Source organism: Sodalis endosymbiont of Henestaris halophilus, assembly GCF_900161835.1.
Classification (GTDB): Bacteria; Pseudomonadota; Gammaproteobacteria; order Enterobacterales; family Enterobacteriaceae.
In genome coordinates this window covers 1-24,244 of the sequence record NZ_LT897836.1, presented here as the reverse complement: position 1 = coordinate 24,244, position 24,244 = coordinate 1, and the positions used below count along the sequence as shown (strand labels likewise).

General features: G+C 35.2%; 7 protein-coding genes. 2 read left to right on the top strand and 5 right to left on the bottom strand.

Going from position 1 to position 24,244, the window contains the following annotated elements:
• Window positions 1–90: 90 nt before the first annotated feature.
• Window positions 91–660, bottom strand: a complete 570-nt coding sequence (gene rppH / locus HBA_RS00030; RefSeq protein ID WP_097032029.1) for an RNA pyrophosphohydrolase — start codon at window positions 658–660, stop codon at window positions 91–93.
• A 681-nt stretch (window positions 661–1,341) separates the two neighbouring features.
• On the opposite strand from rppH, the gene mutH reads away from it, so the two are divergent.
• A complete protein-coding gene (gene mutH, locus HBA_RS00025) occupies window positions 1,342–2,025 on the top strand; it encodes a DNA mismatch repair endonuclease MutH (RefSeq protein ID WP_097032028.1) in 684 nt (227 codons plus the stop codon).
• 7,051 nt (window positions 2,026–9,076) lie between these two features.
• Here mutH and lysA read toward each other — a convergent pair.
• On the bottom strand, window positions 9,077–10,345 hold the full coding sequence (gene lysA / locus HBA_RS00020) for a diaminopimelate decarboxylase (RefSeq protein ID WP_097032027.1): 1,269 nt from the start codon (window positions 10,343–10,345) through the stop codon (window positions 9,077–9,079).
• A gap of 831 nt (window positions 10,346–11,176) precedes the next feature.
• Here lysA and HBA_RS03555 point away from each other — a divergent pair.
• On the top strand, window positions 11,177–11,305 hold the full coding sequence (locus HBA_RS03555) for a hypothetical protein (protein ID WP_457920926.1): 129 nt from the start codon (window positions 11,177–11,179) through the stop codon (window positions 11,303–11,305).
• Between the two features lie 6,734 nt (window positions 11,306–18,039).
• On the opposite strand, the gene gyrB is transcribed toward HBA_RS03555, so the two are convergent.
• The 3 genes from gyrB to dnaA form a co-directional block, all read right to left on the bottom strand.
• Window positions 18,040–20,451 (bottom strand): DNA topoisomerase (ATP-hydrolyzing) subunit B, encoded by a 2,412-nt coding sequence (gene gyrB / locus HBA_RS00015; RefSeq protein ID WP_097032598.1) that lies wholly within the window; start codon window positions 20,449–20,451, stop codon window positions 18,040–18,042.
• 646 nt (window positions 20,452–21,097) lie between these two features.
• The gene (dnaN, locus tag HBA_RS00010; protein ID WP_097032597.1) at window positions 21,098–22,201 is read right to left on the bottom strand and encodes a DNA polymerase III subunit beta; all 1,104 of its coding nucleotides are present in this window, start codon (window positions 22,199–22,201) and stop codon (window positions 21,098–21,100) included.
• Between the two features lie 2 nt (window positions 22,202–22,203).
• Window positions 22,204–23,589, bottom strand: a complete 1,386-nt coding sequence (gene dnaA, locus HBA_RS00005; protein WP_097032026.1) for a chromosomal replication initiator protein DnaA — start codon at window positions 23,587–23,589, stop codon at window positions 22,204–22,206.
• Window positions 23,590–24,244: the final 655 nt, after the last annotated feature.

The window sequence follows — 24,244 nt, the reverse complement described above, 5'->3', positions numbered from 1 at the left end:
AAACTGAACCGACTTTGATCTTTACTGCTGGCAGGTTTTATTAACTAGTATGTTAAGTTAATTCAAAAACTTAATGTTATTATTATCTTCTTAACGATTACTAGTATACTTATGAGTATAATCTGCTTTATTTAGCCTTTTTTTCTTCTGTGTGTCGGCTTGAAACTCTGCTGCTGCAGTTTCATGAAGAAGCATGACTACGCTAGAAAACTCCTTCATAACCCGACGATAGACGTGCCGTTTAAAAGAAACGATTTGACGTACCGGATACCAAAAACTGACCCATCTCCAACCATCAAATTCAGGAATACCCTTGCTGTGTGTATTAATATCGGTATCCGCACATATAAGCTTCAATAGAAACCATTTTTGCTTCTGACCAATACATACCGGCTTGGTATCCCAGCGTATCATCTGATTGGGAAGCTTATAACGTATCCAGTTACGCGTCGAAGCTAGGATGCGTACATCTTTGCAGCGCAGACCGATCTCCTCGTGTAGCTCCCGGTACATGGCTTGTTCTGCGGTTTCGCTAGCATGTATGCCCCCTTGAGGAAATTGCCAGGAATGCTGCCTATATCTTTTAGCCCACAGCACTTGTTCGTTGTAATTACATATTACAATACCAACATTCTGGCGGTAGCCATTATCATCGATCACTAAATTACCTCGAACACTTCAATCTAAGATATTTTACATATTCGCTCTATACAAAATATACTACTGATTTTCACTAATTCTGGTAAAGAACACTCTTCGCGACGCTTCATTATGTCAAATTATAAATAAGACCGCGACGCCCAATCTTTACTTTATATACTGTCTTATAGGTGGTTTGTGTATAACTATAGATGAGATCGGCAATTTTTTGCAAAAAGCTCACTCAAACAAAACAAAATATAAAAGCAGATCATTAGATCTAAAACTCTTATGCTTATCAAGAATTATGCGTTGCCTATTTAGAGAATATATCTCATCATTTACCATAGATAACAAACAATTATCAGTGGTTTTGATAAAAAACGATGGATATCGCACATTAATTAATAAATAGGTTAAAACATCCTCAGATAAGTCTATATATAAATATTAATTGTAATTCACTAAGTTAGCGTCATATTATGCTGATAACCTAGTTAATAATTTAATTAATGTTGCCTGAAGTGAGCGTACCACGTTGATCAAATTTTACTTTGATCATGAAGCTTTTAAAAAAAAATTCTCGTGAAGCTTTTTTAAAAGCTATTAACATAATGTTATTATTTTGCTATGAAACCCAGCTTGTTCAGCTGGATGGGGTGCCGTCTAATTTTTTGTCTTTATTAAGTTCAGGACTAATAAATGAGTAACCTAATTCCATTTGCCCACCCGCCAGTTGATGAAAGGGTACTACTGTGCCGAGCTAATGCGCTAGCTGGTTATACTCTTGGCGAGTTGTCTGCCCAGTTTAGTCTGAGTATTCCTGCCGATCTTAAGCGTGATAAAGGGTGGATTGGTGTAATGTTAGAGCGTTATTTAGGGGTTAGCTTTGGCAATAAGCCAGAACAGGATTTTGCTGCAATCGGCGTAGAGCTGAAAACTATTCCAGTAAATAACGGAGGACGACCATTGGAAACTACCTTTGTCTGCATGGCGACGTTGACCGGCAATATCGGGGTCACTTGGAAAACTAGCTATGTACGTCATAAACTTACAAGGGTGCTTTGGATCCCCGTTGAGGGACAACGGACGATCCCCCTAAAACACCGCCGAATAGGCGCGCCATTCTTGTGGAGCCCGGATATGGAGGAAGAGTTGCAGCTGCGCCGGGATTGGGAAGAGTTAATGGACCTTATTGTGTTAGGCAAGGTCACACACATCACTGCTCGCTATGGTGAAGTACTACAGCTACGGCCAAAGGCCGCTAACAGTCAGGCAATGACTGCTGCTATCGATGAGTTTGGACAGAAGATCTTAACGTCACCGAGCGGTTTTTACCTAAAAAAAAACTTCACATCTCAAATATTGGCACGTTATTTTCTATAATGATCGTGTTTACTTTTGTTATCAGAATTAAAATTACGTACGGTTATTGTTTGCGTTTCTTTTATATTAATGCGTATAATTTTTGATTAACTTATTAATCCAGATGCATAGCTGACATGGGTGCCCAGATTATAATGTTTGATATTACTTGCAATCTGGATTCGATCATCATAGCAATGATAATAATATTTTCGTCGTCTGAATGATAGATTAGCCTATCGATAGGCATTCATCAGTCAAAATACGATCTTTAATGTTTTTGATTTTGGTTAGCAAGACACTTAAATTTTGGAAAGCGCGATTATCGATGTGTGCCTAAAGAAATTCTATGTATTTTGTCATATTTCTTATTAGCGGTAGAAATATTAAATTTATTAAACAATAAACAACTGTGTCATGGCATGTCAATCCTTATGTTTAAATACCACTTAACGCCGTAAAAGCAAAAGATTGTGATAATTTGCATTGCGTCTTGGTCGTGAAGCAATTTTTTTTGACCATATCTTTAATGATATTTATAAATTTGTATATTGATAATAATTAAAGATGTAGTCTGTTAATAACAGTATGATTAGGCGTCGTGCTTCTTAGTGATTGTACTAGCTATTAAGTAAGATCGATCATAAATATTTTAATAAATTAATTAATAGTAATTCTAGAATATATAACTTTACTAGTTTTCAATATATTTTACCATACTTAATAAAATACCAGTACAATAAAATATCAACAGCAACTATGTATTGCAAATTATCTAATTACAGATCTATCGCGTTTTGTAACTCTCTTATTATCTTATTTTGTTGCTTTAGAAACTAAATTAGTTATAATTATGAAAACAGTGCAATCACGTCTTTATATTTATTAATTAATAAAGTACTACCTTTGATGTTTTTATTTTATTACCATGTTTATTAAGGTAGTTCGCATGTTCATCTTAAGTATCATAATGTTGAGTTGACAAGATAGCAAAACGCAAGCTCATTATCAACTATATCTAACTTTTATTAATAGTATTAGTTTAAATTTACTTAATAAATTTATTAAATGTGTGCCATGTATCTTCCAGGCCTACAACTCATGAACTACAGGAGAATCACATAGGTAGTTAGTTAAAATGTCTTAGTTAGTATTAAAGTGTTTTAATTCAGTACAGAGTGCTTAGTCATGTGCGTTGTAATAATTCAGAAGCCCTAAAATAGTAAAAGTTAAATTACTAAAATATCTACCAGATACTAAAAACAATCTGCGATTCTTAAATCCTTATTATTTTATTTATATTTGTTTCTTACTAACTGCTCAACATCAACTGCTTTGGCATATTAAATTATCTATTATGTTAACAAAAAACTATCGGTCAGCCACTGCTGGGAACACCGAAAGTCTTGAACATGCAAATTTATTCCAGAAACATTTTCTGCAATATAGACGTGTTAACTTCCCCTTAAGGTTATGTGGGGTATATGTAGTTGTCAAAAAAAATAACTAGTTACCACGCATTATCATGGTGTAAAACTATGAGTGATAAATATTTTATCAGCACTTATTAGGTTAATACACGTAATCTATATTTTATCTGCTATAGCGCCCTAGTATACTCAGGCAATAATTATCGAGTATAGCAAATTGCTATAGACGAGATTTAATGTATTAATACTGGCGGACTCTGACAGTATGCATTTTATACCTATCTGCTTCTTTATGTGAATACTATCGAGTAATTAAAGTACAATTTTGATATCCTTTTGTTAAAACTTTATTTGTATTGCTAATTAATGCTATTAATTTTCTATAACTTTTTATGAACTAGTTGTTTTGATTCGTTTATTGTTAAAATTTAGTGATACCAACAAGGGCTGATGATGTTGTAGTTACCATAATAACTTTATAATAAAAGTTTCTCAGTGGTAAGGGTTATGTGTGGCAACCTATTCCACCGCGGCATTCATTATGCCTTTGGCATTCTTGAAGGCTACTTTCATAGGGAAAGTATGGCAGTGGTTACTATGTAATATAATGCGTTATTATTTGATAGAAACACATCATTTATAGATATTTTCGGATTAAAGAAAGGGTTTCTTGATTTATGCACACTACAAATCACAATATAAGTCCTAACCGCCAGCTCCATGGACATATAAAGCGCTTTTAACAGTTAGCAACTAGTTGGGCGTGATGTCGATATTGCTAGTTCTTTTGATCCCCTTGCAAGCTAACCACTAGATCATCTTGATTTGCGAATCCGACGCTAGAATTAGAAATTTCTTTCACTAGACTGTGTTTTATTATGCGCTGATCATAATGTTGATAGATCCGTTAATGCTATTTCGAAATAGATACTGCTGTAAACATCAATATCAGGTACGGCGATACAACTGAGTGTTGCTCTATAAGTTTATTGATTATCAAAAATTCTTTAGTAAGTTATTTAATAATAGTGTTTTAATTTTCAGGATGTAATACTTTATTTTAAAATAAAGTATCTACTACGATTTCGTTTATAGCATTAAGTTTTACTATTTTAGTATTAATTGCAATTTTAGTAATGTTTTATTTTGCCGTTCTAAGAAGGAAGTGATTGCTTAGTAATTGATAACTGAACGGCTTATGTTTATGGATATGTTTGCCGTATTATAATTGTAGGCTAAGCTTAATTATCTGTATTGAGTACTAAATATAACGGTAAACACTTTGCTAATTAGGTTGACCTATAAAAATATGAAATGAGTATAACAGTTCAATTAAAGTAATTAATTGCAGTGTGCTATTGTTGTATAGATTGTATATATGTGCAAGCAGCAGAATTAGGATAATACAGATTATAACGGCTGCGTAATTAAAACTATACGCTTTCTTTATTGGGGCTAATGATAAAAATAATACTTTATGTTCTTGCTTTACAAGATATTTTACTTTGTTTATTAGGCTTTATTGGGTTTTTAGCGCGGTTGTAAAAGTCATATTTAGTCGAATATGGCATAGAGAGTTAAAAGAGAATTAAAGCCAACAGGCTTAATATACTGTTGTTGTGCGCACAGTTTAACCGTGTCTTTCAAATATGCACTTAGAGAGACATATAGTACTTGGCTTCTGACTTCTAGCTTTATTTTCTAAGTCATGCTATTAAAATTAAGGCTAAGATTTAAGAGATCTGGTTAGCAGAAATTTGATATACTTCTAATAAAGCTATTACTATTTTCTTACTAAGATCTTAGTAAGCATGAATTTTTGATGTAACGGTAGAGAATTATTAAAATATCTTCTGATAATCTATCAGAAGTCTGTCAAGACGACAGGTAACATTAATATAATACAAGAAAGATAAATTTAATTACATTTATCTTTTAAAACTATGAAGCTAACACAATAAATATTATATGTTACAGATAACAACTATATTAATAATATTTAAGCTGATTTAAAGTCTACCAGAAAGCTATAATCTCTTAGTAGGATTTCATTTGATCATTTTAATAGTGAAGCAACGTTTTATTTAAGTATGGTAAACAATATTTATTAAACATTAAAACATAATAGTAGCATGGATTATATTAGTTAAAGTTTTTAATAATTAAATTATTACATTTAGACATCAAATGTGTTCATATTAACAATAAGCACTTGATCAAGTTAGTTTGAAATTTAATTTATTTCGTTTTGCTCGTAATAAGTAATTAACTAAAACTAGGTTATAAATATACTAAGTAAAATGTAGTTAATAAATAATTACACTAACATCCTAACAATAAAGCCAGAGCACTAGCTTAGTATTCTACGGCTTCTTGGAAACTTATAGGTATTGATGAGTTATAATTATTTATTATATCATAATGTAACGGATAAAATTTTATGTTATATCAATTTTCTTTATGATGGACATGATATTAATCAATAGTATTTTACTAGATCATACCTACTATATCTACGTCGACTAATTGGCAACGTGTTGTTTTATCTATTCTTTAGATGAATATAAAGGTGCAAGATTTTCTTTGCTCTCGTGAGAGCACTCCCTAAAGCGTAGACGTCAGCATTGAGTTTAAGTATTTTGGAAATGTTTTCAATTAAATAAATTAAACGTAAAATTAATTTCTTTTGGTAAGTTAGATAAAGTTGATGGGAAGTAAACGATAATGCCATGCTTGGGATAATGCCGTAATTTTACCGCTATTTCCTGTTATAGTAACTTATTCGTTGAACGTGCGATAAAAGATGGTGAATTAAAGCATAGCAAAATATCACTATAGTCGGCATTTATTGAGTAATAATACCTTTAGATGTAGCTAAAAGGTGTTATACTACTGTTGACTATTCGGTGGTGGTTATGATTGATTATCTGGTATGTAGTATATTGATTTTATGTTAACCAACAGTGAGAATTATTGGTAATATTTTACCACGTAGTGAGTGTACTTATTAAGTAACGCAATTATGTGCATTGTTCCTATAATGAAATAGTTCGTATTTATTTAAGCCAACGGCTCTGATCCTATAAATTATAAGCGGATCAATTGATGATATATTATGTTATGCTAGATTAGATTCGTTAATATACTTCTATGCGGCTTCGCCGAAAAGATAGTTTCCTTGCATATTAAAGCATATTGAAAAGTGCAATATTGATGACCACATTTAAGAGATAATATAAATAACTTCATAATTTATCGTAACTTTTATTTTATCGCATCTGTCGTGTTATATTTTATTACGAAAAGTCAAGCTTAGTTACTGAATACGTGCTTATCTTAAGCGTCTGACGGTATCTATCGTTATTTTTCTTATCTTATCACGCATATACCCGTATTTTTTGCCTTATTGCCGGAAAGGGATATATGAAGCATATTCATCTGGTCCTTATCCTTGATAAGGACCATTTCTCGCGGCGTTAGCGTGCGGTGATTTATACTGTAGATTTGAGTAAATAATAACGTTATTTAGCTAATAAATCAACATATTTATGTTAGGTTAGGATTAACGCACGTCAACGTTACGGATAGCATAACGATATTTCAATATTCCACCATATTTTTGATATAACAAAAGATCTTCTATCAAAGTCGTTGCTATTTAGCTCTCTATGCTTTTGCGACTTCATGCATGCGTATTTATTTTAAAAATAAAGAGTAACTATCTTATCACTCTGATTAAATGTTTTTATGCATGTAATCAAAAATATGTTAGATAAACTTTTTGTCATTTAGCTGATCATTGTGATTTTTTATTTGTATTTTATTATGTTATCGCGAATATGTTTGTCATCTCGTTTTTAATTTTGCTGACCGGCTACCTTTATTGCCTTATAATAATACAATTTTTACCTCCTTAACTACAAACTTACTAATTGTACAGAACTTGCTTTTGATACCTAGCTTATCTCACGTAACGCTACCGCCTTTTGTTGCCTTCAGAATTATTTAGTATCGTTAGTCACATGCCTGATAAAAGTATCAGGCACTATATCAGCAATTTTTTCATATCAGGCTATATTTCATTAAAAGCTTTTCACTTGCAGCTGTTAATTAATATTTTAATGCGGCTATTGTAATGCTATATGCCATAATATATGTATTAATTGTCTTTAATTGATAACATGGTTATTAAGGCGAGGATATTTGTGATATATTGTGTATTTTATAAGTTTCTATGTCATATGCATCTTTTAACTTATTAATTTGCAGTAATAAAACTGGGGATAATTCTTACGTTTATGGTAAGAGGAAATATACAGCTACAGCAAAGATAATGTAGTATTATTTGCTAATACTAACAAGTTATTATAAAATAAGCAGTAAGTTACTTGAATTAGTTTTACGAAACTTCTGTCAGTCCTGACAACTAAGTTCTTATAAACTCTTTCTGCAATTGACTATTACATTTCTGCTGTATTTATGAAGAGATATACTAGAATTGCATCGTAATATTAAGGAAGGTATTTAAATGGGGATAAAATAGTTTGCTGCATCACCGATATTGCTGAAGCAATATCCAGCTCTTTTCTTAACAACACGTCGCGTTTAATATTAGTTGACTAATTAGTTAATTATTGGCTTTCAATATCTTGAAAGCATTTAACTGCCTAATTATTTTGTATTTTTATAAAGTTATTGCCCATGGCAGCCAAGTTGGGTATTTTAATGATTGTGCAATAGTATTAAATTAATTTATACTATTATATTGTTTTGTTTAAGTAGAATTATTTGTACAGCTACTTTTTAATATATAAAGTGACCTATGTAGTAAAACATCAAGACATTTAATATTTATTGTTTTATTACATAACGTTTTAAAATTTTACTATTTTCCGTGTTCCTTAGCTACCGTATGATAGTTTACGATATTAATATTTAAAACGTAATTTAAGTAAAAGGATACATAATTTAATCTTTTATTAGCATAAGACTGTTAATCGATTTATGATAGAAATGTCTTCTATCAAAAAAATTAATAAAAGTATAGTGTAATTATTGTTTTAAGCAGTAATTATATTATCTAATAATAATTATGAAAATTAATTAAACATCAGTATTTTACTCGTAATCTAATGACTATTAGTCCAGCATATTATTGAGTTTAATGAACTTGCTGATGATAATATTGTATCAATCATATTGAGTTTAGTAGGATATCCGTATTTATCTTGAGGTATGTTTACACGGTGTCATTTATCTGGTCGCTTCTTGTATATCGATAAAAGAGTAGGTCAGCGATGTATTGTGTGTTATTAATAACATTAATATGGCAGTAAAAGCGGGCAATCCTTATGGCGATAATTTCCTTCAGCGTCTCGTCGTTTAGTCATCTCTTATTAGACTTAGATTACCAATTCTCATGAACTGGTGGTTAGCTAAGCATTAAAAATAACATGTAATCTATTACCATGAACCGCACTAATAATTAGTAACAATGAGAAAATTCGTGCAACTAATGAATGTTAGTTAGCAGTGATGTGGTCCTGGTAATGTAATCTATTTATACTAAATATCTCGTGACGTGTTATGACATACCAGAGTTATCGCGATGTCTCGGGGCATTTAATAAATACAGTACATTTTTAGGTCGATTTTATTTCTAGGTCAAACAGGTCTTGAAGCGATTGACGACAGCGAATTTGTCGCGCTTTGCCTCTCTCAAATAATATTTCTGGCAGCAATGGTCGGCTATTGTAGTTCGAGGACATAGAAGCGCCATAAGCGCCGGTATCATGAAAAACCAGATAGTCTCCTACCTTAGTTAGCGGCAAACGACGCGGCGAGATAACACCGTTAGCAGTTTGGGTAAAAATATCGCCTGATTCGCATAATGGCCCTCCCACCACGGTATCGAGCAGCGGTTGCGTGCTGGGATCGCAGCCGTCTGCTGGTAGAAGCGAGATAGCGTGGTAGCTACCGTACATAGCTGGGCGCATTAAATCGTTAAATCCAGCGTCGACCAGTACGAAATGACGACTACCCATCTTTTTTACCGCTCTGACTTGAGTTACCAGTACTCCCGCTTCCGCTATTAAAAACCGCCCAGGTTCAGTTTCAAGTGTCACTGGATGGCCGAGGTGTTCACTAACTCGCTGCCGTGCAGCATCCCACATTTTAAAGTAATGATCGGTATCAATTGCTTCCTCTCCCCAACGGTAGGGTATTGATAATCCTCCGCCAGCCGAAATAATCGAAATGTCTAGTCCGCTGGTGATGACTTGTTGCACCATTGCATCGCAAACTTGCGCAAGATGAAAATAATCTACACCCGATCCTATATGCATATGCATTCCAATAAGATGCAGGTTGTAGTTACGAATAAGCTTTACAGCTTGTGGTAAGTCTTCATGCCAAATACCGTGTTTGCTATTTTCCCCTCCGGTATTGGTTTTTTTGCTATGGCCATGGCCAAAACCGGGATTGATCCGCAACCACACGTCGTGTCCCGGTGCGCGAGCACCAAGTTGCGCTAACATATCAGCCGAGCCGGCATTGACAGGTATACCTAGCTCAATAACCCTTTTGAGTGTCGGTTCATCCAACAAATCAGCGGTAAAAATAATTTTATTACTAGTAGTGCCCGGTTCAAAACCGGCTAGTAGCGATCTTTCAATTTCCCCGAGCGATACAGAATCTACTTTAACTCCTTGGCGGCGCATCATGCGCAGCAGATGAATATTGGAACAGGCTTTTTGAGCAAAACGGATCGTATCGAAACGGCATAATTGCGCAATGCGCGCGCTGATGATTTCCGCTTCGTAAACCCAGACAGGCCCGCCATACTGCTGATGCAACGGTAATAAGTTAGCAGCATTTAGGGCTCGTTCTGTAGAGTAAAGGTTGTGCGACATGGTTTTCCTCTTGAGTGATATTTCGGTCTTGGCAACGATGGCGTTGACTCAGGATATTTTTTTGTAATGTAATAGCGCTTATTAACAAAATATCTTTTGCGTTTCTGTATGGTTGTTCAAGGATAATTCTCCTTAAGATAAAATAAATCATGATGGCATTAAACTCAAAACAGATTGGTATCTTCACGCGGTTATGAATATAGAGAATCTGACTGAGGCTGCAATACTTATTCATACTTTTCGAGCCTACTATGAGCCATGAAAACTGACGGCTGGAATAGTTGTGGTAGCGTTACGACGCTGTTTAAAAGAATTAAAAGCTGCCTAAAAATCGACCCAGGTTCAGGTCCAGGGGGCAGGGATTGCGGATATTAAATACAGTACAGGGCGCTCTTAATTGTAGCATGAGTAGATCCTTAGCAGTTCGTGCGCCATTCGGGAATGTAGTTAGACGCAGTGTTTTGTTTTTACCATTTTCTAGTTACCTTTGTTAAAGTTGTTCTTAGTTTTCTTAGCAGCTTATGCAGAAATTAGTCTGAATATTATTTATGAGTCGCTGCTGTTATAGGAATTGCTTTCCGTGCAGCAAAAATTTATTTTGTGTGACGAAACACCCGATAGAATTATCACGAAACTTTTATGACTCTTAATGAAATTTGCTTGTTAACGCCCAATCACCTGCTAGGTGCCAAATTTATATTAAATGCCGGAGTATTTTCATGCTTTACTGCATTCTAGTCTTTCAGCTACTAACAGTTACTAACATTTACTTTTAGTAGGTATTTCAGAAGTTAGGGGTGTAAAGATGAGGAAGTATAGTGGGGAGATAACATGGGTTCTACTACGGTTTGCTCCATCGTGAGTGCCTATGGTTTGGGATTGCGATCATTAATTCCTTTAGCGGTACTAAATTATGTGGCCGGTGATATCCTCATCTGTTTCTTCAGTATCGTGGTCTAAATTAACTGTGAGCTTGATTCCTCAGCTATATCGTTACATCCCGCCTATCCTAACCATACGTTATGGAGGTGAAGTTAGCAGTTTTTCCAAACTGTGCCACCGAAGTACCCCTGAGCAGTTTTCTCGCGTAATGCAGAAGAGTTGTCAGTGAGCGGTAAGTTTGCGCGTTGGTTTATCTAGTCAAAGACTAGAGATAACATCTTTTTTGCCATTAGTGCAGTCTCTAAGTAGGTACTGTTGTGTATCTGTTGTCCGCCTCTTGATCGTGTGTAGACATACACGCATATTTGCGCATCATAGGCAGTTAATAGTCAATTTAGCGAATGAGCATAAGTTTCACCAGCTTGGGGGTAAAATTTAATTACCTTTACGCAACATTGTACGGTGATTACCACTCTTGCGATCATCAATAGTTCTTTATAGCAATGGGTATAGTTTATAGAACATTATTAGCGTTATATAGATTTTGTAGAGATAAATACTTGGTTAACATAGCTATAATTAATTAAATGATAAAAGAACTTCTTATCTTATTAATAATAAGATAACTCACGTCCGAAAAATTGACTATAAGATCCCTTGTAAGCTTCGGCAATAAGCTCATAATGTAAGTTAAGTAGTATCGTGATAGTAAAGGTTATCAGCGTCAGCAATTATATAAGCATGGCAAACTTAATAGAATTTCGTCACTATTAATGTCTTGTATGACAGTTATTATGCTGCAGTGTTGTTCGTTGTGCAAAAAAGACCTAGCATATCAATGCTTAGGTAAAATTATCGTTTGAAATAACATTGTTATACCGAGAATGTAATTCGCAACCTGCGTGGTTAAAATAGTATTGTTAGGGGTTAAAAGTTACTATAATTAGATGGTTGAATTCTTGTAGTATAAAGGTTACTGCCTCTTGCTTTTGTTAGTTAATGTTGGTTAGAAATAAAAAATTTTCGGAATCCTCAGCAATGTAAGGCTACACCGCCTAATGTATGTCAATTTATTATTCATTGCTCAATGTCTATTTAAATTAACTAATTACTATAGAAGTAATGCAATGTCCGCTGTAAGAAGTAAGGGTAATTTTAAGCATGATTATAAGGATTAGTCAATATATACAGCATAATCACGGTTACCTATGATTTATTAACAAGAAGTATATTTTCGTATTTTGATAGTTTATATGCCCTTATTAACTTTAGCGTTCATAAGATAGTTATTGATTGCGAAGATGACTTCTTGATAATTATTGATGAAGATTTTTATTTTTAATAAATAGGTAGTTGTATATCTTGTGCTTATTTTCGTGTCTTTCGTTATTGTTCCTGACATGTGTTTATTAAACAGAGTAAATCTTCGTTATATGTCCTGCTAATATGAATGCTGTTTTTTATGAAAAAAGTTCTATTTGGCGGTCACTAAATATATTGTACTTTTACATGCAAAGATAACTATTAGTTCTTTCAAACGGCATAGGTGTATGATAATTAGGTAATCTTTTGTCAACAATGTAGCTATCAAATTAATTACGTTATTTGGTCTCTGGTGCACTTTCATTTCTTCGTAAGTCTTGCCGAAGCTAGTGCCTCTGTCTAACACTTGTGTGTTATATTATTTACTAATGATAAAATTGATAATCACATAATCTCTCCTGCAGGTGTTCAGCCGTTTTATCTACGCCAGGAAAATTTATGTTTTGTAACAGTAAGAGTAAAGAGGACATGTGGAGAATCAGATTCTTAGTAAGAAAAAGAATATTACTCATGTTAGCAGAAGAGTAAACGTGCGGTAGCTACAAGTAGAATTTTAGCATAATAAATCTAGCTGCATATCCTTTTCTCTGTCTATTTTGACGTGATTTGTAAGAAAGATTATCTTTAGGATAATCGTGCTTGCTCGGTAGCTAGCCATTCTGCCGTATTATTTATTAAGGTCGGGCATTGCCTTTTCGAGAGGCACAATACACTCATCGAGAATATGCAAAACATTATCTGATATTTAACATTGATCAGGCTAATTCAGAGCTACTCAAAGAGTTATATCACACGGCGACATATAACATTTTTGTAAGACGTTCTAATTCGATATTGTGTTATTAAATATGCATGGGAACAGTAGTAGCAAAGACCATTCAATTGCTTCTCCGCTTTGTTTTACCTTCCATAATCAAATAAAACCGGCATATCTATAAATCAGATTATTTTAAAATAGCGGTGAGCAATTAGTATATGTTTCCTTCGCAGGTTGAGCACTTTGTTTTGGTGTCTCACTTGGCTTAGTTTGCGTAACTTCCAGAAGGTCTTCATGTTTGAGTATAATCAGCTAGCTCCAACGCCTTCATTAGGCGTTAAGTTGCCTCAACCCGTAATCTAATGTTGGCAAGTTGATATAAAATACCACGTAAACCCATTAGAATATTGTAACTTAAGAACATTGATATTTGTTGATGGTCAGTATAACTTTTATGTCCATCACAAATCACTGCTGGTACTTTATGATTGATCTCTTAAGGTTCGTTAATACCATTGTTTTCTGTATTTAGAAAAGAATTAATAAATATATAGGTACTAATGCAATTTAATGCGTCATTTTTGTTAAATGACGTTGCGGCAGTGTGCGGTAATAATAAGTGCTATTGTTTTTCGAGCAGAATAGTTTCTTGTCTGCAAACTTATCCGGATAACAATTTGTTTATTCTGTAAAAAATTATTTAGTGCTGCGTCGCAAAATCTAGTATGATTACTTATCACAATGTCTGTTTGTGTATATTTTTGCTTTAGGTCGCGTGGGGACGACCATTGCTCACAACTAATAGATACACATTTTCCAGCACAAGCCAATAAGAAGTCATTATTTTACTTTCTTTACACCGGCAATAGGTAACTAGCGATCTAGCAACCTATCGAACACTGCGTATTATGCTCGGAATGAACGTTGTTGATTAGTGAACAGACAAAACTTAAATACAATTGCACTCTCTAAGAAACACGGTGTCAAATTAGTGTTTTATTTATTCAATATCAATATTATTGTATTAAGTTATAATTACAATATTGCCTAACTAGTTCATAGTCTATTTGTTATAAACGATCAAGTATTACCTTTATACATAGCTTCTGATATAACTATTTGATCTGAATTGCAGTATTGTGGCGTAAACTTTATCTAGTATGTATCGCAGCTTATTCATCAGGATAATACCGCAAGATTTTCATACTAACGCTTGTGCTAAAACATCATTTGTTGTTGCTTATACAACTGTGTTGTAGTAGATTAATACAGTACTAATCAACACCGGTAACTGTCAAATATCAGTGAGTATCCCTATTTGTAGTTAATTGACAATGATTTTATGATTTATTTAGTCCTAAATATCACGCAATCATCTATATACAAAATAGGGCTATATTTTGTTATGCGATTCAGAGTTATTTACTGCAATTAATCATTCCTTCTTTAATTAGTTCCTGATTTATATTTATTTTAATTTTACGTTTACTTGGAATTATTGATAGTGTAGTGGTAATCTTCATTCATGAATAAATTTTAATGAAATGAATGCTTATATTTTTTACTTTTGCTCCTGCATTACTGTTTTACGTATTAAACACTCAGTTAATAGGTAACACATGTAAGAAAACGCGAGCGCAACAGTTACCACTATTTCATCAAGGGTAACATAGTAATCATGGCATGAGCTTTCACCGCTATAGAGGTGATTTCATATGCTTAATAAGTGATCGCGTCCTTGCTGTGCGACAGATTAAATTTTTACAATAGTTAAAATATTTTGCCTGTGCTAGTTTGCAGACACATTCGATAATATTCGTTTGTCGGTGACTAGGGAGTATGAATGTTTTGCTGTTAACAAGAAATAAGATTTCTCTGTCTCCGTATTATTAACTTCTCAATAAATAATGTACTAATTTTATTAGTACTTTAGTTATCAAAGTATTACTTTAGTTGTGTAAATCTAGGGATAATGAATATTAAGTTCTAGAGCGTAATTATACGTAGGCTGCCACAGGCTAACGCCGCATTAACTTAAAATAAATTATTTGACGGCTAGATTTTTTGCAGTTTTTTTAGTTTTAACGTAGTTAAATTAATCTTAATTAGTTTCTTTATGCCGTTGAGCAATCCAGATTAACAGTGTGGATCTGCTGACAAGCTATATACTTCTGATACGCTGTTGCATGATGTTCACATCATGCTTAAAATCACTTGCCTACCCAACTTTTTAAATATCTTATAGGCCATACTAATAGCTAACATTGAATAGTTGATACCGATTATATTGCTGATAAAATAGAATTATATCTGATAAGATGGAGTTAGGTATTAGGCTTTGTAAATATCATTAATCCAGAGCTTTCATTTATTAGAAACATATTTTTCCAATTCATGCATCACATTTCATGCTCCTCATGCGTCTTTTCATAGCCAAACTAGTGTCCGTGGACAATCTTTTTATTCGTATCTATATTATTAAAATATCCATGATATTAGTAGTTGATAGGTAGTTAATTTAGTTAATTTTATAGTATGTGTTTTCTCCCTTTACTAAAATAATACATTACTGCAATAGTTGAAAGAATTCACGTAAATAAAGTTTAGCACTGCTGCGACTGATACCAATGATGGCTTTATTACTGATAACTGCTACGGAGCATTGACAATGCTTTGTTCCTAATCCGGCGCATTAGTGGAAATTTTACCAACTTACTGCTAACAGTAAGCAACACTAATAGATGGGGTACAACTTCATAGAGGTTAATGTTGCGTATTGTAGTTATAAGCAATAATTTCTCGTTATAAATCATTAACGATCTTTTTATATCAAATTAAAACAGTCATCGCGGCCATAAATTTAGAGTTTATTTATAATTTAGCGCTTGTTAATAATGGTAAATCAGTAAGAAGATTGTCGTGGTTTAAGGCAGGTAAGGTTTCGTTTATCAGCCTGTAGGCGCCAATCACGCTGTATGTTCGCCTGTTTTATTACCGCTATAAGATGATCAGATAAGTATCTTCTGATAGTGATAAAGAAAATTTGCTCGGCAGGATGAACGTCATGTTTTTAATTAAAAAAAACAAAATATTACTTGTGTTAAATTGCCGCTCTATGCTTTGGTGAAACGCCAAAGCTAGCTGCTGTTTTATTAAAATTAACACAGCTATTAGCTACTACTTATAATCTTTTAAATTGCTAGTTTATAATAGTACGAAAATCGTCAATTACGACATCATTATTTTGTATATATATTTATTTATGGTTAGCGCTAGAAATTAAAATATAGGCTGGCTAGATGAGTAAAACGTGGTGTTTAGTAGCGTGGTTTCTTCTATGCGTATCTCTTTGCAGTTATTTATTGATGAGTATACTAATATCAAGAATAATGCTGATATTACAAGGTTAAGATATGTTAATACGCTTGCGTTTACTTACGATGCGGTTTTGTCTTATGAGACAAAACAATATAGCACAGATATTCTCGTGGTATTGCTGTTGCCTATTTATACTTGGTTATGATCATTGTTAGGTTATTTTACTTTTAATACAAGATTAGTTGCCGAAATATCTAATTAATACGGCATCATCTTCATATCAACATTGTGACGTTCGCTAATTGACGAATGAGTGCTAGCAGCAATTTAGCCGTGTAAGTAAAACGAGACATGTTTATTAAACAATCCATAATTATAGTAATTTAGTATTAATTATATGATACATGCAATCATTATATTGAGCTCGCGATCATGGTAGACAACGATTTATCCGTCGCCTAGTTATCCTGCTGATAGCGAATAGTATCATACAAATCTTAATGTTTTTACAGCGTGTTCGGAGCGTTTTAGTTTAGTGGGGCAGATAATATTTATAAATAATATCCACCGCATTAAAAATATTATAACCACCATAACCGGTTTATAACGGAATTATGTATGGTATAGAGCACTGCTTTGTAAAAGTGGATATCTTCTTTGTTAAGCTTATCACGATTTATATATGGTTGATTATGATATTTATCGTTTCGTCAATAATTTATGTATTACCGTATCGCATTTAGCGTTTGACTGCATATCCAAGTTAATTTTGTAACTAACTGATTATCTTGATATTCATCTTATAGTTTATCCTCTAAGATTGTTATAAATATCAAATCGACTAGTAACGTTGATTTCATGGATTGCATTACTTATCTGAGCGTTGGCATTGTTATTTTAATTATCTCCAGATTATTAGTTTAATCGCTAATGGTACTCAGTTCATCACGAACTAATCCCAGACACTTCAATAATTTTGTGATATGATACTCATGTACTATTTAATAAGTAGTAAAATATTTTATATCGATGAAAGGCTTGTAAGATTCTTGCGAAATTATCTATCGGAATGACCTGCGGAAAATTCAAGATAAAAGTTCGCTAACATGCGAAAGAATGGATCTATTTAAAGATCATGCTTTTAATATGAAGCATTTTTAAGAAAACACGACTAGTTGACTATTTAGGTTGTTGTATTGTTTAGTAGTTATCAGTAATGCATAAATTTTTCTTTTTTGTGCTTAGTAGCATAAGGATATAGTAGTACATGGTTTTCTAATGCCAAAATAGTTCAATATGAACGATAATGATGAGAGTCGCGAGACAGTGGAATAAAGAGTAATCTTATTTAAGAATTTAAAATTGAAGCAAAAACTGTATCACTTCCTAAGTGTAAGCTAAGTTTTATTAGTTATTAAATATCAATATTTGATACCCTTAGCGCATTTTCTTCAATAAATGCTCGTCGAGGTTCTACCGCATCACCCATTAGTGTGGTAAAGAGCTGATCAGCAGAGATCGCGTCTTTGACTGTAACGCGCAACATGCGGCGGTTATTGGGATTCATGGTGGTTTCCCACAGTTGTTCTGGATTCATCTCACCCAGACCTTTATAACGCTGCACTACCAGTCCACGACGCGACTCTTTCATCAACCAGTCTAATGCCTGTGCAAAGCGGGCGACCGGTTGACGGCGTTCACCACGCTCAATATAGGCATCAGCCTTAATAAGATTGCTGAGTTTTTCACCAAGAGTCGCCAATTTACGATACTCACCGCCGTTGATAAAATTGTAATCTAATAGATAATCAGTATCGACGCCATGCGTCTGTACACGCAGCAGCAACTCGAATAGCTGATTCTCTCTATTTTTCTGCACGTTGAAGTTATATTTGCTGCCATGCTTCTCGTTATCGTTCATTGTTTGCACTAGTGTTGAAATCCAGCTCGTGACCTTCTCTTGCTGATTTAATTGTGCTTTAAGCAGTGCTGGGTGATACATTAAATGATTAAGTAATGATCGTGGGAAGCGACATTCCATGTGACTAATCATTTTTTGTACGTCGTAATATTCAGTGACCAAATTCTTTAGTGTCTTTCCGGTCAGCGCTGGGGCATGGGAATTAGCGTACAGCGTAGCGCCATCTATTGCCAACGTTATCTGATACTGGTCCATGGCTTCGTCATCTTTAATATATTGCTCTTGCTTGCCTTTCTTCACTTTATAGAGCGGCGGCTGGGCTATAAACACGTGGCCGCGCTCAATAATTTCCGGCATCTGACGATAAAAAAAAGTTAATAACAGGGTGCGAATATGCGAGCCATCAATGTCAGCATCGGTCATAATAATAATATTGTGGTAGCGTAGCTTATCTGGATTATATTCGTCTCGTCCGATACCGCAGCCAAGGGCAGTTATTAGCGTGGCGACTTCTTGGGAAGAAAGCATTTTGTCAAAACGAGCTTTTTCAACGTTAAGGATTTTCCCTTTTAGAGGTAAAATCGCCTGATTTTTGCGGTTACGCCCTTGCTTGGCTGAACCGCCTGCTGAATCACCCTCTACCAGGTATAGCTCAGATAGAGCTGGGTCGCGTTCTTGACAATCCGCTAGTTTACCAGGCAAGCCTGCTAAATCCAGCGCCCCCTTACGACGCGTCATTTCGCGTGCCTTACGGGCAGCTTCACGGGCGCGGGCGGCATCTATAATTTTACCCACCACTATTTTAGCGTCGTTGGGATTTTCCTGTAGGTATTCTACCAGTCGTTCATTCACAAGTGACTCGACTGCGGATTTTACTTCTGAAGACACTAGTTTATCTTTAGTTTGAGAAGAAAACTTCGGATCTGGCACTTTTACTGAAACAACAGCGATAAGGCCTTCACGAGAGTCGTCGCCAATGGCGTTAACTTTAGCTTTCTTGCTGTAGCCTTCTGTATCCATATAAGAATTTAATGTACGAGTCATAGCAGCGCGGAAGCCTGCCATATGAGTACCGCCGTCACGCTGAGGTATATTGTTAGTAAAACAGTAAATATTTTCCTGGAATCCATCATTCCATTGTAGAGCTACTTCTACGCCGATACTATCTTTCTCAGTAGAAAAATAAAACACGTTCGGGTGAATAGGATTTTTGTTTTTGTTTAGATACTTCACGAAAGCCTTAATTCCACCTACATAATGAAAGTGATCTTCTCTTTCATTGCGCTTGTCCCGCAAAGAGATAGATACCCCAGAATTTAAGAAAGATAATTCACGTAGCCGCTTTGCCAGTATTTCGTATTGGAATTCGGTATTTTTGGTAAAGATGGTTAAGCTTGGCCAGAATCTTACGGTAGTGCCAGTATTATTTGTTTTTCCTACCACTGCTAGTGGCGATTGGGGTACGCCAGTATAATAGGTCTGCTGATGTACTTTGCCGTCGCGTTTTATTATTAGTTCGAGTTTTTCTGATAAAGCATTCACTACGGACACACCAACACCATGCAATCCACCTGATACTTTGTAGGAGTTATCGTCGAACTTCCCTCCTGCATGCAATACAGTCATTATAACTTCGGCGGCAGATACTCCTTCTTCGTGAATACCGGTTGGGATACCACGACCATCGTCTTGGACGGAAACTGAATTGTCTTCGTGGATTATAACCACGATTTCTTTACAGTGTCCGGCAAGAGCTTCATCTATAGCGTTATCTACAACCTCGAATACCATATGATGCAGCCCGGTACCATCATCGGTATTACCGATATACATTCCAGGGCGTTTACGAACCGCGTCTAGTCCTTTTAGTACTTTGATACTTGCGGAGTCATAATAATTCGACATCAACATTTTCAACTCATTTGAACATTTTAAAGTAAAAGATTTATTTTGCCTTAAATATCTTTTGTGTTTATCAACACATATCACGTATCGTTTGTCTATAATATCACGCATTTTATGCGTAAAATAAATAATTATGTTATAAAAATTCATTAAAATACATTCTTTAGTTTCCCCACTACATGTACCGCCTAAGTACAGATGAAAATATAGCAAAACTGGATTCAGAAGGCGGTAATATTTCGTAACTAGATTTTTGAGTTAAACGGCTTGATAAGGTTAAGATGCGCTAGCAATATCAGTCCCTGATTTCAAACGCGCAACTATTAATAATGAATGACTTTTATGAAAGGCAGAATTTTACTAGTTCAACAACCAACGCAGGTTGTTCTAGGTAGTAAAGATATATTATTATCAATAGATGAAGGAATGATCAGCGCTTGAATTTTGACATATAAGAAATGCTTGGTTATGAATAATCGTATGCATCCCTGTAACGCTGGTTTACCGTCCGACACCATTTACACTAAACCGAAAGTTAAATTTGGTAGCTAAAGATCAATCTATAGAGACGATTTTACGAAATTATGAATCGACATATGCACTACAGAGTTATTAATTAACATACATTTTAACTATGTAACCTTAGTTACAGACGCATTGGCATAACGACATAGGTAGCTGTTTGATTGGAGCTGTCTTCAATCTGCACGCTAGACATTCCATCAGTCAGCAGCAACCGTACTTCCTTGCATTTTAAAGTGTTTAGCACGTCGAGTATGTAGTTGATGTTAAAACTTATTTCCATCTCACTGCCCTGATATTTGACGTTAAGAATTTCTTCAGCCTCTTCCTGTTCTGTATTATTAGCATGGATTTTTAACTGGTTAGTACTGAGGTGAAGACGCGCGCCACGAAATTTTTCATTGGAGATAATTGCGGCTCGAGCAAAGGCCTGTTTGAGCATATTACAGTCCGCCTCAAGCTTTTTATTTGGATTTTTAGGAAATACACGGCGATATTCAGGGAAATGGCCGTCAACTAATTTAGAAGTAAAAATATAATCACCGATTATGGCCCGAATATTGTTGCTTCCTATTTGTATTTTGACAGTATTTTCTCCTACGCATAGCATGTGTTCGAGCTCGATCACGCTTTTGCGCGGTACAATTACGGAATGAGATGGCAATGCTTCGCTAAGAGACATGGTACAAACAGCTAGACGATGCCCATCAGTGGCCACTGTGCGCAGTTCTTTATTATTGGTTTCAAATAGCATACCGTTGAGGTAGTAACGCACATCTTGATGTGCCATAGAGAATTGAGTAGATTCAATTAATCGTTTTAAAATCGATTGCGATAAGGTGAATTCTACCTGACTTTGCCAATTATCTAAATTAGGAAAATCGGATGCGGGTAACGTGTAAAGTGAATAGCGGATGCGTCCGGAGCGAATCAGCATTTTTTTATCTTCTAACGTTATGGAAATTTCTGCTCCTGTTGGTAAATTGCGACAAATATCAAAAAACTTGCGTGCTGGAACTGTAGTAGCCCCCTGCTCATGAGCAGCGATCAGTTCAACCCGCGCGACCATTTCTATTTCTAAATCAGTGCCGGTTAACAATAAGTCATCTTTCCTCACCTGCAATAGCAGGTGACCAAGAATAGGTAAAGTCGGTCGTCTTCCTCCCAGTGGGCTACTGACCTGTTGCAGGGGTTTGAGCAGATGCTCACGTTCAACGCTAAATGTCATAGTCATAAAGATAATATTCTGATTAAATTAGAGAAATCTTCTTTAATGTCATAAACTTCTTCACGTAGTTGCTCTATTTTTCGGCAGGCGTGCAATGCCGTAGTATGATCGCGTCCACCGAACGCGTCGCCGATTTCGGTTAAGCTGTGGTTGGTTAATTCTTTAGATAATGCCATTGCCATTTGTCGTGGTCTGGCTACTGATCGGGAACGTCGCTTTGCGAGTAAATCAGCTACCTTGATTTTATAGTATTCCGCCACGGTTTTTTGGATATTATCAATGGTGACTAGCTTGTCTTGTATTGATAAAAGATCCCGCAATGCTTCTCGCACAAAATCAATGGTAATCGTTCGACTGGTTAGGTTGGCATTGGCAATAACGCGATTTAATGCTCCTTCAAGTTCTCGTACGTTAGAGCGTAAACGTTTGGCTATAAAAAAAGCTACTTCTCCGGGTAGGAGCATCGCGTTTTCATCGGCTTTTTTCATTAAAATTGCTACACGTGTCTCAAGCTCTGGTGGCTCAATCGCCACCGTCAGCCCCCAACCAAAGCGAGATTTTAACCGGTCTTCGACACCATTTATTTCTTTGGGATAACGATCAGAAGTTAAAATAATTTGCTGATTGCCTTCCAACAGTGCATTGAATGTATGAAAAAACTCCTCTTGCGAACGCTCTTTATTAGCGAAAAACTGAATGTCATCGATAAGCAGTGCATCTACCGACCGATAATAGCGTTTGAATTCTTCAATCGCATTATTTTGTAATGCCTTGACCATGTCCTGAACAAAACGCTCAGAATGCATATATACGACTTTAGCACTAGCCTTACTCGCAATGATACCATTGCCCACCGCATGTAGTAGATGAGTCTTGCCTAGCCCGGTGACGCCATAAAGAAATAGTGGATTATAGGCGCCGCCTGGATTATCGGCAACCTGACGTGCCGCAGCGCGCGCCAACTGGTTTGATTTACCTTCAACGAAATTGTTGAAGTTGTGTTTAGGATTTATATTAGAGCAATAAGATAGTACCGGCGGTAGCGGAGCGTTATCCCAACTAGGTCGTGGCCGGCAGGTCACTGTTTGTGACAGTGCGTCGCTGACGTGATAGCTCGCCGGCTGAATGACCGCAATTTGCTGCGGTTTGCTGCCTACCTCAAAACGCAATAACGGCGCATCAATGCCGCAGAAATCATTTAACAGTCCATTTATATTCTGTAGATACTTATCACGCACCCAATCCATCACAAACCGATTAGGGGCGTAAAGAGCTAGAGTATTATCACTCAGTTCCGCCTGTAGGGGGCGGATCCACATACAGAATTCTGTCGCAGGTAGCTCATCCTGTAGACGGGTAAGACATTGCTGCCAAATCGAAAGCGACACGGCGGACTCCAATCGAACAAAATTAATAAAAAAATAAAACTATATGATTTAGGATCAATTTTTAATTGACATAGGTTACGGTGATGTAACCGCCGAACCAGCTTAAACGGTTTTCCCGCCTAGGATCTTATCGGGAATTAGACATTACGGAATGTAGATCATAACTCAAACCGCGTCTTAGATCCTCTTCTTCCTACACAGTTTTCATCCTTTTTATACACAGGGATAACTGTGACACTTGGATGTGTACCTTGTATTTCATTATGTACTATCTAAATAAAAATTTAGCTTGATGAGAATCTATCAAGATTCATATTTTGATTTTTTTGATGGGGATCGCGGACATGTAATTTTGTCAAGAATATAATATGGCTTGTTCTGTAGTTGCGTTTTAATTCGAAATTCGTATAATTCTCATATTCATAAGTCCTACCTATTGTTCTGTTGGATTTGTATAATAGGGATTACCGTATAACTATATTTATTTAAGTGGGAATCAGCAATATCAATTGAACACTCTACTATATTACAATCTCTTCTTTGTTATAAACAGATTATTGAGGTGGTCGTTCTTTTATGTTGAGTGGCTAAATGTTTTATTTAAGTAATTATGAAAGTTTAGGTGTAAATAGCTATGAAACGTACTTTTCAACCT

Coding starts and splice junctions, on each gene's coding strand:
- dnaN (WP_097032597.1), bottom strand. CDS start 22,201: ATGACATTTAGCGTTGAACGTGAGCATCTGCTCAAACCCCTGCAACAG.
- mutH (WP_097032028.1), top strand. CDS start 1,342: ATGAGTAACCTAATTCCATTTGCCCACCCGCCAGTTGATGAAAGGGTA.
- lysA (WP_097032027.1), bottom strand. CDS start 10,345: ATGTCGCACAACCTTTACTCTACAGAACGAGCCCTAAATGCTGCTAAC.
- HBA_RS03555 (WP_457920926.1), top strand. CDS start 11,177: ATGGGTTCTACTACGGTTTGCTCCATCGTGAGTGCCTATGGTTTGGGA.
- gyrB (WP_097032598.1), bottom strand. CDS start 20,451: ATGTCGAATTATTATGACTCCGCAAGTATCAAAGTACTAAAAGGACTA.